The 15,628-nt window shown below is 68.4% G+C and carries 10 protein-coding genes; all 10 read right to left on the bottom strand.

Annotated elements, in window-relative coordinates; translation table 11 throughout:
• Positions 1–30: 30 nt before the first annotated feature.
• Positions 31–1,530, bottom strand: a complete 1,500-nt coding sequence (locus ACIP8W_RS20325; protein ID WP_401955940.1) for an amino acid permease — start codon at positions 1,528–1,530, stop codon at positions 31–33.
• Positions 1,531–1,675: 145 nt separating this feature from the next.
• Positions 1,676–3,577 carry a 1-deoxy-D-xylulose-5-phosphate synthase gene (gene dxs / locus ACIP8W_RS20320; protein ID WP_402153584.1) on the bottom strand — a complete coding sequence of 634 codons (1,902 nt, stop codon included), beginning with the start codon at positions 3,575–3,577 and terminating at the stop codon, positions 1,676–1,678.
• 276 nt (positions 3,578–3,853) lie between these two features.
• Positions 3,854–5,143 carry a sugar ABC transporter permease gene (locus tag ACIP8W_RS20315; protein WP_401956003.1) on the bottom strand — a complete coding sequence of 430 codons (1,290 nt, stop codon included), beginning with the start codon at positions 5,141–5,143 and terminating at the stop codon, positions 3,854–3,856.
• 20 nt (positions 5,144–5,163) lie between these two features.
• Entirely contained in the window at positions 5,164–5,952 is a 789-nt protein-coding gene (locus tag ACIP8W_RS20310) for an ATP-binding cassette domain-containing protein (RefSeq protein ID WP_401955941.1), read from the bottom strand.
• Between the two features lie 241 nt (positions 5,953–6,193).
• The gene (locus ACIP8W_RS20305) at positions 6,194–7,297 is read right to left on the bottom strand and encodes a substrate-binding domain-containing protein (protein ID WP_401956004.1); all 1,104 of its coding nucleotides are present in this window, start codon (positions 7,295–7,297) and stop codon (positions 6,194–6,196) included.
• Positions 7,298–7,450: 153 nt separating this feature from the next.
• Positions 7,451–8,650: an ROK family protein gene (locus tag ACIP8W_RS20300; protein ID WP_401955942.1), complete on the bottom strand. Its 1,200-nt coding sequence runs from the start codon at positions 8,648–8,650 to the stop codon at positions 7,451–7,453.
• A 244-nt stretch (positions 8,651–8,894) separates the two neighbouring features.
• Complete coding sequence (locus ACIP8W_RS20295) at positions 8,895–9,830, bottom strand: carbohydrate ABC transporter permease (protein ID WP_401955943.1); 936 nt, start codon at positions 9,828–9,830, stop codon at positions 8,895–8,897.
• Positions 9,830–10,753 (bottom strand): carbohydrate ABC transporter permease, encoded by a 924-nt coding sequence (locus ACIP8W_RS20290; protein ID WP_401955944.1) that lies wholly within the window; start codon positions 10,751–10,753, stop codon positions 9,830–9,832. Before ACIP8W_RS20290 ends, ACIP8W_RS20295 begins: the two co-directional genes overlap by 1 nt.
• Positions 10,754–10,867: 114 nt before the next feature.
• Positions 10,868–12,310 carry an N-acetylglucosamine/diacetylchitobiose ABC transporter substrate-binding protein gene (ngcE, locus tag ACIP8W_RS20285; RefSeq protein ID WP_401955945.1) on the bottom strand — a complete coding sequence of 481 codons (1,443 nt, stop codon included), beginning with the start codon at positions 12,308–12,310 and terminating at the stop codon, positions 10,868–10,870.
• Positions 12,311–12,667: 357 nt separating this feature from the next.
• Entirely contained in the window at positions 12,668–15,382 is a 2,715-nt protein-coding gene (acnA, locus tag ACIP8W_RS20280; RefSeq protein ID WP_401955946.1) for an aconitate hydratase AcnA, read from the bottom strand.
• Positions 15,383–15,628: the final 246 nt, after the last annotated feature.

Genomic DNA, 15,628 nt, shown 5'->3' with positions numbered 1-15,628 from the left:
TACTAGCGGGTACGCACCAGGGGCCGGGAGTCAGCGCGATCGGCCCAGCCTGCTGTGGCTCCGGCCGTACACGAAGTAGACGACGCAGCCGAGGACCATCCAGATGCCGAAGCGCAGCCAGGTCTCGGCGGGCAGGTTGAGCATCAGCCACAGGGACGCGAGCACGGACGCGATCGGTACGAACGGCACGAGCGGGGTACGGAACGAACGCGGCAGGTCGGGGCGGCTCCTGCGCAGGAGGACCACGCCGAGCGCGACGACGACGAAGGCGAACAGCGTGCCGATATTGACCAGCTCGGCGAGTTCCTGGATGGAGGTGAAGCCCGCGACGATCGCCACGATCACCCCGAGGAGGATCGTCGAGCGGTACGGCGTGCCGAACCGGGGGTGGACATGGGAGAAGGTCCTCGGCAGCAGTCCGTCGCGGCTCATCGCGAAGAACACCCGGGTCTGGCCGAGCAGCAGGATCATGCAGACCGAGGTGAGCCCGACCGCCGCGCCGAAGCTGATCAGCCCGGCCCAGAAGGGGTGTCCGACGGATTTGAAGGCGTCGGCGAGCGGGGCGTCCACGGACAGCTGGGTGTAGTGCTGCATCCCGGTGACGACGATCGAGACGGCGACATAGAGCACGGTGCAGATGAAGAGGGAGCCGAGGATGCCACGCGGGACGTCGCGCTGCGGGTCGACGGTCTCCTCGGCGGCGGTCGCGACGATGTCGAAGCCGATGAAGGCGAAGAAGACGACCGCGGCGGCGGTGAAGATGCCCATGACGCCGAAGTTGGTGGGGGTGTAACCGGCCATCAGCTGGATGATCGGCGCGGTCCAGCCGCCACCGCTCCCGGCCGACTCGGCCGGCGGGATGAACGGCTTGTAGTTGGAGCCGGTGATGAAGAACGAGCCGACGACGATCACCAGCAGGACGACGGTGAGCTTGACGGCCACGATGATGGCGGTGATCCGCGAGGACAGTTTCACCCCGGCGACCAGGATGCCGGTCAGGACGAGCACGAGGAGGAAGGCGAGGAGATCGAAGCCGAACCTCCCGTCGTTCGTCCCCGACAGCGCCTCCGGCAGGCTCAGCCCCGCGTTCTCCATCAGCGAGCGCACATAGCCGGACCAGCCGACCGCGACGACCGCGCAGCCGAGCGCCAGCTCCAGGACGAGGTCCCAGCCGATGATCCAGGCGGGCAGCTCGCCGAGCGAGGCGTACGAGAAGGTGTACGCGGATCCGGCGACCGGCACCGTCGAGGCGAACTCGGCGTAGCAGAGGGCGGCCAGCCCGCAGACGACCCCGGCGACGACGAAGGCCAGGGCGGTGGCGGGGCCCGCGGTCTGTTTGGCGACGACACCGGTCAGGACGAAGATCCCGGTCCCGATGATCACCCCGACGCCGAAGACCGTCAGATCGAGCGCGGAGAGCGTTTTCCGGAGCGCTGTCTCGGGCTCCTCCGTATCCCTGATCGATTGTTCTACGTTCTTGGTACGGAAGAGACCGTTTCCGACGGGTCCCGGGTCCTGCTGTGTACTCACCGGCGTACCTCCGTGTGCGCGTTCATCCGGCTCATCTTCGGGATGCCTGCCGCCCCCGGTTACCCGATAACGCCGCATTTCACACGGATGGGCCGGTCGAACCACCCGAACAGGGTGGCCCGACCGGCCCGGTCCCGCCGGACGCTCAGTCGCGGGCCGCGGTGGGCGACTCCACCAGCCGGCCGTCCAGCTTCGCGACCAGACCGGTGACCTGGCGCGCGATGTCCGGTGCGGTCAGCCCGATCTCGGCCATGACCTCCTTGCGGGAGGCGTGGTCGAGGAAGCGCGGCGGAATGCCGAAGTCCCGCAGGGGTACGTCGACCCCGGCGTCCCGCAGCGCCTGGGCGACGGCGGAGCCGACCCCGCCGACGCGGCTGTTGTCCTCGACGGTGACGACGACCCGGTGCTGCTCGGCGAGCGGGGCGAGCGCCTCGTCGACGGGCTTGACCCAGCGCGGGTCCACCACGGTCGTGGTGATGCCCTGCTTGTCGAGAAGATCGGCGATTTCCAGACACATCGGAGCGAGCGCTCCGACCGAGACGAGCAGCACGTCGGCGGCGCCCTCCTCGGCCCTGCGCAGGATGTCCATGCCACCGATCCGGCCGACCGCGGCGACCGCCGGGCCGACCGCGCCCTTGGAGTAGCGGACGACGGTCGGTGCGTCCTCGACCGCCACGGCCTCGCGCAGCTGGGCGCGGACCTGGTCGGCGTCGCGCGGGGCGGCGATCCGCAGCCCCGGTACGCACTGGAGCATCGACATGTCCCACATGCCGTTGTGCGAGGCGCCGTCCGTACCGGTGACCCCGGCCCGGTCCAGCACGAAGGTCACCCCGCAGCGGTGCAGCGCGACATCCATCAGCAGCTGGTCGAAGGCGCGGTTGAGGAAGGTCGCGTAGAGGGCGAACACCGGGTGCGCCCCTCCGGTGGCCAGGCCCGCCGCCGAGACCGCGCCGTGCTGCTCGGCGATGCCCACGTCGTACACCCGGTCGGGGAAAGCCTGCGCGAACTTCTCCAGGCCGACCGGCTGGAGCATGGCGGCCGTGATCGCGACGATGTCCTCGCGCTCGTGGCCGAGCTTGACCATCTCCTCGCCGAACACCGAGGTCCAGTCCATGCCGGCGGCGGCGACGGGCAGCCCGGTGTCGGGGTGGATGGGGCCGATCCCGTGGAAGTGGTCGGCCTCGTCCTGCTCGGCCGGTTTGTAGCCGCGGCCCTTCTCGGTGATGCAGTGCACGATGACCGGACCGCCGAAGCCCTTGGCGCGCAGCAGCGCGGACTCCAGGGCGCCGATGTCGTGGCCGTCGATGGGGCCGACGTACTTGAGGCCGAGGTCCTCGAACATGCCCTGCGGGGCGATGAAGTCCTTGAGGCCCTTCTTGGCGCCGTGCAGGGTCCCGTACAACGGCTTGCCGACGACGGGGGTACGTCCCAGGAGGTCCTTGCCACGGGCCAGGAAGCGTTCGTACCCGTCGGTGGTGCGCAGGGTGGCGAGGTGGTTGGCGAGGCCGCCGATGGTCGGCGCGTACGAGCGCTCGTTGTCGTTCACGACGATGACGAGCGGGCGGTCCTTGGCGGCGGCGATGTTGTTCAGCGCCTCCCAGGCCATGCCGCCGGTCAGGGCGCCGTCACCGATCACCGCGACCACGTGGTCGTCCTTCTTGAGGACCTCGTTGGCCTTGGCGAGCCCGTCGGCCCAGCCGAGGACGGTGGAGGCGTGGGAGTTCTCGATGACGTCGTGGTCGGACTCGGCACGGGACGGGTATCCGGAGAGTCCGCCCTTGGCCCTGAGCTTCGTGAAGTCCTGACGGCCGGTGAGCAGCTTGTGTACGTACGACTGGTGCCCCGTGTCGAAGAGCACCTTGTCCTTCGGGGAGTCGTACACCCGGTGCAGTGCGATGGTCAGCTCGACGACACCGAGGTTGGGGCCGAGGTGACCGCCGGTCTTGGAGACCGCCTCCACAAGAAAGGAGCGGATCTCCCCGGCCAGCTGCTCCAGCTGTTCGGGGCCGAGCCGGTCCAGATCGCGCGGTCCTGTGATGCGGGTCAGCGCCCCCCATCCATCGCCCGCCACCACTCCTGACGGGCGCGCTTCGCGCGACACCTGCTCCACTGTGCCTCCTTGCGTGTTCGAGCCGTACGAGCCTGCCGATCAGCCGAGTCTAATGTTCCACTCGCGCGAGTGGTCGGCGGGCGGCGCATTGCGCGTCACCCATTTGGCCGTACGTATGTCATATCTGTGCGTCATATAGATGGCATACATATACGGCCGTTGCCCGGCCCCCGGTGGAACGGGGGCCGGGCAACGGCCGTACGAACCCCTCGGTCAGGCGCGACCGGCGGTCTTCTGGGTCTTCCGGGTGACGGAGTCGATGACGACGGTCGCCAGCAGCACCCCACCGGTGATCATGTACTGGACCGGAGTGGCGATGCCCTCCAGCGCCAGCCCGTACTGGATCGAGGTGATCACCATGACACCCAGCAGGGCGTTCCAGGTGCGGCCCCGGCCGCCGAAGAGGCTGGTGCCGCCGATCACGGCCGCCGCGATGGCGTTCATCAGCAGGTCACCGGTGCCGGCGCCCTGGTTGGCCGCGGCGATCTTGGAGGCCATGAAGATACCGCCGACGGCCGCGAACGTACCGGCGATCGAGTAGACCGAGACCCGGATCAGCGTGACGTTGATACCGGCGCGGCGGGACGCCTCGACGCTGCCGCCGAGCGCGAAGACCTTGCGGCCGTAGGCGGTGCGGCGCAGGACGAAGTCGGTGACCACCAGGACCAGCAGGAAGATCACCAGGGCCAGCGGCAGCCCCTTGTACTGGTTGAACATGATCGCGGCGGCGAAGGCCACGACCGCCAGCACCCCCGTGCGCAGCGCGATCTCGCTGAGCGGCCGGGCCGGGATCCCGGCGGCCTCCCGGCGGCGGCTCTCCAGGAAGGACGTCGCGAAGAACGCCACGACCGCGACGACGGCGAGGCCGTAGGCGGCCGCGACATCGCTGAAGTAGTACGTGGTGAGCTGGGCGACCAGACCGCCGTCGTCCAGGTTGATCGTGCCGTTGCTGCCGAGGATCTGGAGCATGAAGCCGAGCCAGAAGAGCAGCCCCGCCAGGGTGACGGCGAACGCGGGCGCGCCGACCCGGGCGAAGAGGAAGCCGTGGAACGCGCCGATGACCGCGCCGCTGACGATGGCGACGACCAGTGCCAGCCATTCGTTCATTCCGTGGGTGACGCTCAGCACGGCGACGACGGCCCCGGACACCCCGCTGACCGAGCCGACCGACAGGTCGATCTCGCCGAGCAGCAGGACGAAGACGATGCCGACGGCGATCATCCCGGTGCCGACCATGGCCACGGAGATGTTGCTGATGTTCTCGGCGGAGAGAAAGTTCGAGTTCAGGCTCTGGAAGACCACACAGATGATCAACAGCCCGACGATCACGGGGAGCGACCCCAGATCACCGGCGCGTATCTTGCGCGAGAACTCGGCGAGATAGCCCGAGAACCCCTGCTCGCGCACGAGCAGCCGGGGGTCGACCGCGGTGACCGCGGCGGGCGGTGCGTCCACCGGGGCGGGGGCCTTGCCGCCCGAGCCGCCGGGGCTCTTGCCGAGCAGCGTGGAGGGCTTGTCCGTACTCACTTCTGAACCTCCACAGTGCGCGACGCGCGGCGGGTCACGGCGTTGTCCGTGGCGCCGGTGATGGCGGCGATGATCTCTTCCTGCGAGGTGCTCGCGACATCGAAGACACCGTTGTTGCTGCCCAGCCTGAGCACGGCCACCTTGTCGGCGACCGCCTTGACGTCCGCCATGTTGTGGCTGATCAGGAGTACGGCGAGACCGCGCTCCCGGAGCCGCTCGACGAGGTCGAGCACCTGAGCGGTCTGCTCCACGCCGAGGGCCGCCGTCGGCTCGTCGAGGATGACGAGCCGGGGGTCGCCGAGCATGGACCGGGCGATGGCCACGGTCTGCCGCTGGCCGCCGGAGAGGGAGGCGATCGGGATACGGACGCTGGGGATCCGGATGGAGAGGGTGGTCAGCAGCTCACGCGAGCGGCGCTCCATCTCCACCTCGTCGAGCACGCCCCAGCTGCGCAGTTCCCTGCCCAGATAGAGGTTTCCGACCACATCGAGGTTGTCGCAGAGCGCGAGGTCCTGATAGACGGTCGCGACGCCCAGGTGCTGGGCGTCCTGCGGCCTGCCGATCGAGACGGCGCGCCCCTCCCACTCGATGACGCCGTCATCGATGGGGTGTACGCCGGCAATGGTCTTCACCAGCGTGGATTTCCCGGCGCCGTTGTCACCCACCAGGGCGACCACCTCACCGGGGTGGATCTCCAGATCGACGTCGGTGAGCACCTGGACGGCACCGAATCGCTTGGAGACCCCTCGCAACGCCAGCACGGGCGTAGCGCTCACATGAACCATCTCCTTCGCCGCCTGACCGGCGGGGATGCCCACGCCGGGGGCGGCGCGGGAGGTGTAGCGGAAGAGCTGGGGAAAGGGGGGCGGGACGCCCGGGGCCCGCCGGCACCCCGCCCGTCCCGCCCCCGCCCCGGCTCCGGCCGCGGGGCCGGGACGGGCGGGGTGCCGGACGGACTCACCGGGGAGGGCCCACCGGACGTGGTCCGGGAGGGGCCGGGGCGGCCGGGCGGGGCCCGGCCACGGCCTACTTCAGGCCGGCCTTGGCGCAGTCGGCCTGGTACTTGGTGGTGCAGATCTCGCCCACCGTGTAGATGCCGTCCTTGATGACGGTCTCCTTGATGTTGTCCTTGGTCAGCGAGACGACCGGGACGAGCACGGAGGGGACGCCCTTGATGGTCGGGCTGTCCACGGTGACGCCCTTGGTGAGGGAGTCGAGCTTCTCGCCCTTGGCGAGCGCGACGGCCATCTCGGCGCCGATCTCGGCCTCACGCGGGTAGGACTTGTAGACGCTCATGAACTGCTCGCCCGCGACGATGCGCTGCACACCGGCGAGTTCGGCGTCCTGTCCGGTGACCGGGGGAAGGGTCGCGAAGCCGGCGCCCTTGAGGGCGGTGATGATGCCGCCCGCCATGCCGTCGTTGGCCGAGTAGACGCCGACGATCTTGTCCTTGCCGAGGGCGGAGATGGCGCCCTCCATGTTGGCGTTGGCGTTCTCCGGCTTCCACTCCTTGGTGTCGTACTCCTTGCCGATCTTCACCTTGCCGTCCAGCTCGGCGTGGGCGCCCTTCTTGAAGAGGGCGGCGTTCGGGTCGGTGACGGCGCCGTTCATCATGACGATCTCGCCGGACCGGGCCTTGGAGCCGAGGGCTTCGAGGAGGGCCTTGCCCTGGACCCGGCCGACCTCTTCGTTGTCGAAGGAGGTGTACGCGTCGATCGGGCCCTCGGCGAGCCGGTCGTAGGCGACGACGGGTATCCCGGCGTCCTTGGCCTTCTGGACCGAGCTGGCGATGGCCTTCGAGTCGACCGCGTCGATCAGCAGCACGTTGACCTTGTTGGTGATCATCGCGTCGACCTGCTGGCTCTGGAGCGTCGCGTCCTGCTTGGCGTTGGCGTAGACGACCTTGCCCGTACCGCCGGTCAGCTCGTCGACCTTCTTCTCGATCAACGGCTTGTCGAACTTCTCGTACCGCGCGGTCTGGTTCTCCGGCAGCAGCAGACCGACCGTGATCGGACCCTTCGCGGCCGACTTGGCCGGCTCCGCCTTGTCGCCGGACTCCTTGGCGCTGCCACAGGCGGCGAGGGAGAGCGCCATCGCGCTGGCGGCGGCAACAATGGCGGTGCGACGCATCTTTGCGTTCACGTGACAAACCTCCCTGACGAGGCCGCGTCGTTGCGGCCGAGGTAGCAGAGAGTCAACTCGGCCACGCGACTACCGTCAAGTATTAAATTCTTAATGAGACGACAACGGTGCCATTCGTTATCTAAGTGAAGACTCCGTGATCTATGTAAAGGCAGGAGTCCCGACCGGAAGGGCACTGTCGAGCAGGGTCGAGTCACCCATCTCGTTGAGTACGAGAGCGAGCGCGCCCAGCACCTCGGCCCGGCCGCCCAGCGCCCCGGGGAGGACCGACAGCTGCCGGGCCGCGCTCGGGATCGCGTACCGGGAGACGGATTCCCTGATCGGCCCGAGCACCAGCTCGCCCGCCTCGGCCAGCTCCCCGCCGAGCACCACCCGGCTGGGGTTCAGCAGGTTGCACAGGTTCGCCACGCCGCTGCCGATGTGGCGGCCGACGTCGGCGATGACCCGGCGGCAGCCGGGGTCGCCCTCCCTGGCGAGCTGGACGACTCGCTCCAGGGTCAGATCGGCGCCGTGGCTGGGCCTGAGCAGCGGCAGCACGTAGTGCGCCGACGCGAAGGTCTCCAGACAGCCGCGGTTGCCGCAGCGGCACACGGGCCCCGCCTCGTCCAGGGTGATGTGCCCGATCTCGCCGGCCGTGCCCCCGGGGCCCCGGTAGATCTGACCGTCTATCACCAGCCCGGCACCGACGCCGCTGGCGACCTTGATGTACGCCAGGTCCCGGACCCCGCGCCCGCTGCCCCAGACCATCTCCCCGAGCGCGCCGAGGTTGGCGTCGTTGTCCACGTACACCGGTACGCCGAGGCGCCCGGCCAGCTCCACGCCGGGGTTGATCCCGCTCCAGCCCGGCAGGATCGAGGTGGAGCCGAGCGTGCCCGATTCGGCGTCGATCGGCCCCGGCACCCCGAGGCCCACCCCGATCACCTTCTGACGGCCGGCCCCGGTGGTGACGATCAGCCGCTCGACGAGCGCCTCGGCCCGGCCGAAGCCCTGGGCGTACGAGGCGTCCACATCGAGGGGTTCCGACTCCTCGGCGAGCACCTGGTGCGCGAGGTTGCCGACGGCCACCCGCAGATGCGTGTGCCCGAAGTCCACACCGATGACGATGCCCGCGTCCCCGCTCAGCGAGACGGAGCGCGCCCGGCGGCCCCCCGCGGAGGTGGGTGTGACCTCGACCGTCCCGCCGTCCTTCAGTTCACGGACGATATTGGAGACCGTGGCCGCCGACAGTCCCGTGCTCCTCGCGATCTCCGCCTGGGTGAGGGAACCGGCCATACGCACCGCGCGTACGACCCGTTCGAGGTTGGCCCGGTGCAGAGAAGACTGCGACCCCGGAGTCTGCACGACTCATCCACTCCTGCCCTCGGCGACGGTACGACCACCGCCCCCGGTCGGGGCCGCGCCATAGAGACCCCGACGTCTCTCCAACTTGTGAACCCTAAGCTCAGCTTTCGGGCAGCTTCCCGTCAAGACCTTGAGCGAGTACGGCTGGGCGGGGGCGCTGTTCACAGCCAGGGAAACGGGGGGCACAACCCGTAACAAAACCGTCGGCGGTCCGGTCCGCCGGGGGGCTCCGTACGGTGATCCGTTACTTCAGGGCGCCCGCGGTCAGACCGGCCACCACCTGCCGTTGGAAGATGACGTACGCGGCCAGCACTGGCAGCATCGCCATCACCAGGCCCGCGAACATCCCGGACCAGTCGCCCTTGTAGCCCTGGCTGACCGCGAGTTGGACCAGTCCCTGGGAGAGCACCTTGTTGTCCGGATCCGTGTTGAGCACCGTCGGCAGCAGGTACTGGTTCCACTGCCCCAGGAAGTTGAAGATGCCGACACTGATCAGGCCCGGCCTGGCCATGGGCAGCATCACCTGGAAGAACGTCCGGGTGTGCGAGGCGCCGTCGATGATCGCCGCCTCCGCCACCGAGGTGGGCAGCGTGCGGAAGAACGAGGTGAGGAAGAAGACCGTGAACGGCAGCGAGTAGGCGATGTAGACCAGGATCAGCCCGTGGATGGTGTTCAGCAGGCTCAGATTGTTCATGACGTAGAACAACGGGACCAGCGCGAGAATCACCGGGAAGCTCATTCCCCCGATGAACAGGTAGTAGACGAAGCGGTTCCCGGGGAACGTGAAACGCGCCAGTACGTACGCGGCCATCGACCCCAGCAGCAGCGTGCCGATCAGCGAACCGGCCACCACCACCAGGGTGTTGAGGAAGTAGTCGCCCATATGCGCCTGCGCCCAGGCGCGCGACCAGTTCTCGAAGTGCGGCCGGTCCGGCAGCGACCACGGCTCGGTGAAGATGGACCTGTCGTCCTTGAAAGACGTCATGACCGCCCACAGCAGGGGCATCACCACCAGGAACGCCCAGATCACCAGCACACCGTGCGAGAAGACATTGAGCACACCCCCGGTCCGTGACTCCCCCGCGGCGCGCGCGGGGGGCTCGGCCCGGGCGGGTGCCCGCTCGACCGGCTCGGCGGGCTCGGTGGGCGGTGGTGTGTCGGTCGTGTCGGTGGTCTTCATCAGTACTCCAGCCGTTCACGTCGGCCCAGTCGCATCACGATGGCGGCGAAGGCCAGGGTGACGACGAGCAGGGCGACCCCGATCGCGGTCGCGTAGGCCGCCTGGCCGTCCCGGAACGCCCGCTGGTAGACGAGCAGTGTCAGTACGTTGGTGGAATCCGCGGGCCCACCGGGGCCCACGGTCATGATCTGGACGACCGCGAAGGACTCCGCGCCCAGCGCGAGGATGCCCATGTAGACCCATCCCGACTGCACGGTGTCCCACAGCAGCGGCAGGGTGACGCGGAAGAAGGTGGCGGCCCGGCCCGCGCCGTCCAGCAGCGCCGCCTCGTAGAAGTCCTTCGGGATCGAGGCCATGCCCGCCGAGAAGAGCACCACGAAGAAACCGGTGTTGGACCAGACGAGAACGGCCATCACACACCACAGCGCGAGCCTCGGATCACCCAGCCAGTCCGGTTTCACACTGTCCAGACCGATCGCGGCGAACGCCGAGTTGATGGCGCCGCTGTTCGGGTTGTAGGCGAACTGGAAGAGCAGCGCGACGATCACGATCGACAGCACCTGAGGGAAGAAGTACACGATCTTGTAGAAGGAGGAGCCCCGGACGCCCGACACCGCGGCGCCCTTCCGGCCCCGCCCGCCGACGTTCAGCATGAACGCGAAGAACAGCGCGAGACCGAGCACCACCACCGGCAGCAGCAGCGCGAACAGCAGGCTGTGCCGCAGCGAGCTCCAGAAGGTGGCGTCGTCGAGCATCCGGCGGTAGTTGTCCAGGCCGACCATCACGAAGTCCGGGCTGAGGCCGGTCCAGTCCGTGAACGAGTAGTAGATGGACTGGAGGAACGGCCATACGACGAAGAGTGTGTAGACCGCGAGCGGGCCGATGAGGAACCCCGCGATGAACCGGTACTTGCCGTGCTGCATGTCTCCCGACCCCGAATCTCCGGCGGGCGCCGCCGTACTGCCGTGGGTTGCGGCCCGGCGCACCGGGCCGCAACCGGAGCCCCGGGCGGGGCTCCGGCCGCTGTGCGCCGGCCCCTACCGGTGCCGGTAGTGCTTGATCGCGGTGTCCGCGGCCGCCGCGTCGGCGTACCCCTGGCACTTCTTGACGGCCTCGGCCGGAGTGAGTCGGCCGGCCATCATCTCGCCCAGCGCGCCGGTGCCGATCTTCTCCTTCTGGAGGGCGCCGTACCAGTCCTGGATCCGCGGGTTGAGTACGTTGTCCCCCGCCCTGGCCAGCGCGTCGACGCCCGACCGGAGCGCGGTGGACAGGGTGAGCCCGTCCGTACCGCCGTTGAAGGAGCTGAGCGACTTGACCTTGGAGGTGAAGTTCTTCGAGGACTCCTCGCTCAGCATGATGCGCAGCTGCTCCATGCCGCCGTCCGGGTTGTTGGCCTTGGCCGGCACGATGAAGGGTTCGCCGCCGGACGCCCAGATCGCGCCGAACGGGAGCTTGTCCGAGCTGTCGAGCCCCGACGGCGCGGAGACCTTCATCGCGAAATCCTCCGGTGTGGTCTTCGCCGTCTCGTTCTCCACCCAGGAGCCGTTCGGCAGGAACAGCGCCTTGCCCTCGGTCCACGCGGTCTGCGACTGGATGTGGTCGAGCCCGGGGGTGCCCTGGAGGACGTACCCCTTCTTGTACAGCTCGTAGTACGCCTCGAAAGCCGACTTGACCGCCGGGTGCTTCCAGGCGTTCGGCTCCAGGTTGTCGATGGCGTCGAGCACCTCGCGACCACCGATCTTGCCGATGAACGGGTAGAGCGAGAACGGGATGTAGTACGGGTACTTGCCCGCGTACGTCCAGCCCGCGATGCCCTTCTTCCTGGCCTTGGCGCAGAGGGCCAGCATCGCGTCCCAGTCCTCGGGGTACTCCGCGTCGAGCCGGTCCAGCGCGGTCTGCGAGTACCACACGCCGTACACCGTGTAGGCGTAGTACAGGATCCACACCGGGTCGCCGTCGAAGCGGCCCATCTCGACGACGCCGGGCCGCAGGGTGTCACGCACCTTCTTGGCGGGGTCGTCGTAGGAGGGCGCGTCCAGCAGCGGGGTGAGGTCGGCGAGCTGTTTCTTGGCGCCGAGGACGCCCATGTCCATCTGTTCGGCGCCCGAGTTGTCGATGAGATCGGGCGGGGTGCCCCCGTTGAAGCGCGGCTGGAGCTCGGACCGGATCTTCTGGGTCGGGGTGAACTTCACCTTCGCCCCGGGGAACGCCTTCTCGTACGCCTTGACGGAGTCCGTGGCGTACTCCGTACCGAACCCGCCGTCGAACAGGACGAAGTCGAGCGGTGCGGTCGCGTTCACACCGAGGGGGTTCCGCGCGGACGACTCGCCCTTCGCGACCCTCTTCTCGGTACCGCCGCCGCTCGCGCACGACGTCAGGAAGCTCATGGTCGAAGCGGTGACCAGGCCGATCGCGGCGGACCGCTTGATCAGATCACGACGGCCGAGGCCCTCGTCGTGCCGAGCGGAGGTGGATCCCATGCTCAAGTCCTCGCCTTCACGGTCAATTGAAGCGGGGTCGTGCAGGATGTCGTGCTCGAAGTGCCGTGCTCGATCGGGCTCGCGCGCATCGCTCGCCGTCCGGGGTGGACGCCGACAGGTATAGTCCACTCCCCGCCGCCGGAGCAAGATCAAAAGCGGATTCGGACGGGAGTCTTTCCCTAGTTGAGACCTCGTGGACATATGGCGGCGCCGGGACACGCCGCACCACCAACACCCTTGACATCACGGGCCACTTGGGCGTTCATCCGACTCATGTCCGTACGGGCACACGAACGGGGGCCGGGCCCGTACACAGAGGTACGGACCCGGCCCCCGGGTGGTGGTGATGCGGTGCTGTTACTTGCGGATCAGGTTGCGCAGCACGTACTGCATGATCCCGCCGTTGCGGTAGTAGTCCGCCTCGCCCGGGGTGTCGATACGGACGACCGCGTCGAACTCCACACCGGTGTCGGTGGTGACCTTGACCGTGCGCGGGGTCGTGCCGTCGTTGAGCTCGGTGACGCCCGCGAAGGAGAAGGTCTCCTCGCCGGTCAGGCCCAGGGACTCGGCCGAGGCACCCTCGGGGTACTGGAGCGGGAGGACGCCCATGCCGATCAGGTTGGAGCGGTGGATGCGCTCGTACGACTCGGCGATGACGGCCTTCACACCGAGGAGCGCGGTGCCCTTGGCGGCCCAGTCGCGGGACGAGCCGGAGCCGTACTCCTTGCCGGCCAGGACGACCAGCGGGATGCCCTGCTCGATGTAGTTGCGCGAGGCGTCGTAGATGAAGGCGACCGGGGCGCCGTCCACCGTGAAGTCGCGGGTGTAGCCGCCCTCGGTGCCCTGCGCGATCTGGTTGCGCAGCCGGATGTTGGCGAAGGTGCCGCGGATCATGACTTCGTGGTTGCCACGGCGCGAGCCGTAGGAGTTGAAGTCGCGCCGCTCGACGCCGTGCTCCGTGAGGTACTGACCGGCCGGGGTGTCGGCCTTGATCGCACCGGCCGGGGAGATGTGGTCGGTGGTGACCGAGTCGCCGAGCTTGGCGAGCACCCGGGCGCCGGCGATGTCGGAGACCGGGGTGGTCTCCATCGTCATGCCCTCGAAGTAGGGGGGCTTACGGACGTACGTGGACTGCGGGTCCCACTCGAAGGTGTTGCCGGTGGGGATGGACAGCGCCTGCCACTGCGCGTCGCCCGCGAAGACATCCGCGTAGGACTTGGTGAACATGTCCTCGCCGATGGCACTGGCGACGACGTCGTTGACCTCGGCCTCGGAGGGCCAGATGTCCTGGAGGTAGACCGGCTTGCCGTCCTGGTCCGTGCCGAGCGCGTCCTTGGTGATGTCCACCTTCATGGAGCCCGCGATGGCGTACGCGACGACCAGCGGCGGGGAGGCCAGGTAGTTCATCTTGACGTCGGGGTTGATCCGGCCCTCGAAGTTGCGGTTGCCCGAGAGCACCGAGGTGACCGCGAGGTCGTGCTCGTTGATCGCCTTGGAGACCTCGTCGGGCAGCGGGCCCGAGTTGCCGATGCAGGTGGTGCAGCCGTAGCCGACGAGGTTGAAGCCGACCTTGTCGAGGTAGGGGGTGAGACCCGCCTTGTCGAAGTAGTCGGTGACGACCTTCGAACCCGGGGCGAGGGTGGTCTTGACCCACGGCTTGCGGGTCAGGCCCTTCTCGACCGCCTTCTTGGCCACGAGCGCGGCGGCGACCATGACGTACGGGTTCGAGGTGTTGGTGCAGGAGGTGATCGCGGCGACGGTGACGGCGCCGTGGTCGATCTCGTACGTCGAGCCGTCGGGGGCCGTGACCAGGGTCGGCCGGGTCGGCACACCGTTGGCGGAGGCGGGGGCGTCGGAGGCCGGGAAGGACTCCTTGCCCGCCTCCTCGTCCTCGGAGACGTAGTTGCGTACGTCCTCGGCGAACTTCTCCTTGGCCTCGGCCAGGATGATGCGGTCCTGCGGGCGCTTCGGACCGGCGATCGACGGGACGACCGTGGAGAGGTCCAGCTCCAGCTTCTCGGAGAAGTCGGGCTCGGCGGCCGGGTCGAGCCAGAGGCCCTGCTCCTTGGCGTACGCCTCGACGAGGGCGACCTGCTGGTCGCTGCGGCCGGTCAGACGCAGGTACTTCAGCGTCTCGCCGTCGATCGGGAAGATCGCGGCGGTGGAGCCGAACTCCGGCGACATGTTGCCGATGGTGGCGCGGTTGGCGAGGGAGGTCGCGGCGACGCCCTCACCGTAGAACTCGACGAACTTGCCGACGACGCCGTGCTTGCGCAGCATCTCGGTGATCGTGAGGACCAGGTCGGTCGCGGTGGTGCCGGCGGGCAGCTCGCCGGTCAGCTTGAAGCCGACGACGCGCGGGATGAGCATGGAGACGGGCTGGCCGAGCATCGCGGCCTCGGCCTCGATGCCGCCGACGCCCCAGCCCAGCACACCGAGGCCGTTGACCATGGTGGTGTGCGAGTCGGTGCCGACGAGGGTGTCGGGGTACGCCTGGCCGTTCCGGACCATGACCGTACGGGCCAGGTGCTCGATGTTGACCTGGTGGACGATGCCGGTGCCGGGCGGGACGACCTTGAACTCGTCGAAGGCGGTCTGGCCCCAGCGCAGGAACTGGTAGCGCTCGCGGTTGCGGCCGTACTCCAGCTCCACGTTCTGCGCGAACGCCTCGTGCGTGCCGAACTTGTCGGCGATCACGGAGTGGTCGATGACCATCTCGGCGGGGGCCAGCGGGTTGATCTTCTCCGGGTCGCCGCCCAGCTCCTTCACGGCCTCGCGCATGGTGGCGAGGTCCACGACACAGGGCACACCGGTGAAGTCCTGCATGATCACGCGGGCCGGCGTGAACTGGATCTCCTGGCTCGGCTGTGCCTGGGAGTCCCAGCCGCCGACAGCGCGGATGTGGTCGGCGGTGATGTTCGCGCCGTCCTCGGTACGGAGCAGGTTCTCCAGCAGGACCTTCAGGCTGTAGGGGAGGCGGGCGGAGCCCTCGACCTTGTCCAGCTTGAAGATCTCGTACGACTCGTCACCCACGCGCAGCGTGGCGCGGGCGTCGAAGCTGTTCGCCGACACGACAGTCTCCTTCATCAATGTGCGCGTACTACCGTCATGCTGCCGCCATGGCTCTTGACCGATCCGCTAAGGTAAGGATTAGTTAGGCAACCCTTACCGTTTTGGCGACCGCGGTACGCCCTCGGCAGTTATCTCGATATCGAGATAACTCTAGTACATGGCCGCCGCGCGGTCATGCCCGGGTCCGGCGCGCCGGACCCTCGCTCGATACGCGCATGCCCCGACGCGCGCGTCTAACGTTCTGTC

It is taken from the genome of Streptomyces sp. NPDC088554, assembly GCF_044752945.1.
In the GTDB taxonomy this organism is placed as follows: Bacteria; Actinomycetota; Actinomycetes; order Streptomycetales; family Streptomycetaceae; genus Streptomyces.
This window is presented reverse-complemented; position numbering and strand designations above follow the sequence as displayed.

Excerpts from the sequence above, each read along its gene's own strand:
- ACIP8W_RS20310 (WP_401955941.1), bottom strand. The coding sequence starts at position 5,952 with ATGGTTCATGTGAGCGCTACGCCCGTGCTGGCGTTGCGAGGGGTCTCC.
- ACIP8W_RS20290 (WP_401955944.1), bottom strand. The coding sequence starts at position 10,753 with ATGCAGCACGGCAAGTACCGGTTCATCGCGGGGTTCCTCATCGGCCCG.
- ACIP8W_RS20305 (WP_401956004.1), bottom strand. The coding sequence starts at position 7,297 with ATGCGTCGCACCGCCATTGTTGCCGCCGCCAGCGCGATGGCGCTCTCC.
- ACIP8W_RS20295 (WP_401955943.1), bottom strand. The coding sequence starts at position 9,830 with ATGAAGACCACCGACACGACCGACACACCACCGCCCACCGAGCCCGCC.
- ngcE (WP_401955945.1), bottom strand. The coding sequence starts at position 12,310 with ATGGGATCCACCTCCGCTCGGCACGACGAGGGCCTCGGCCGTCGTGAT.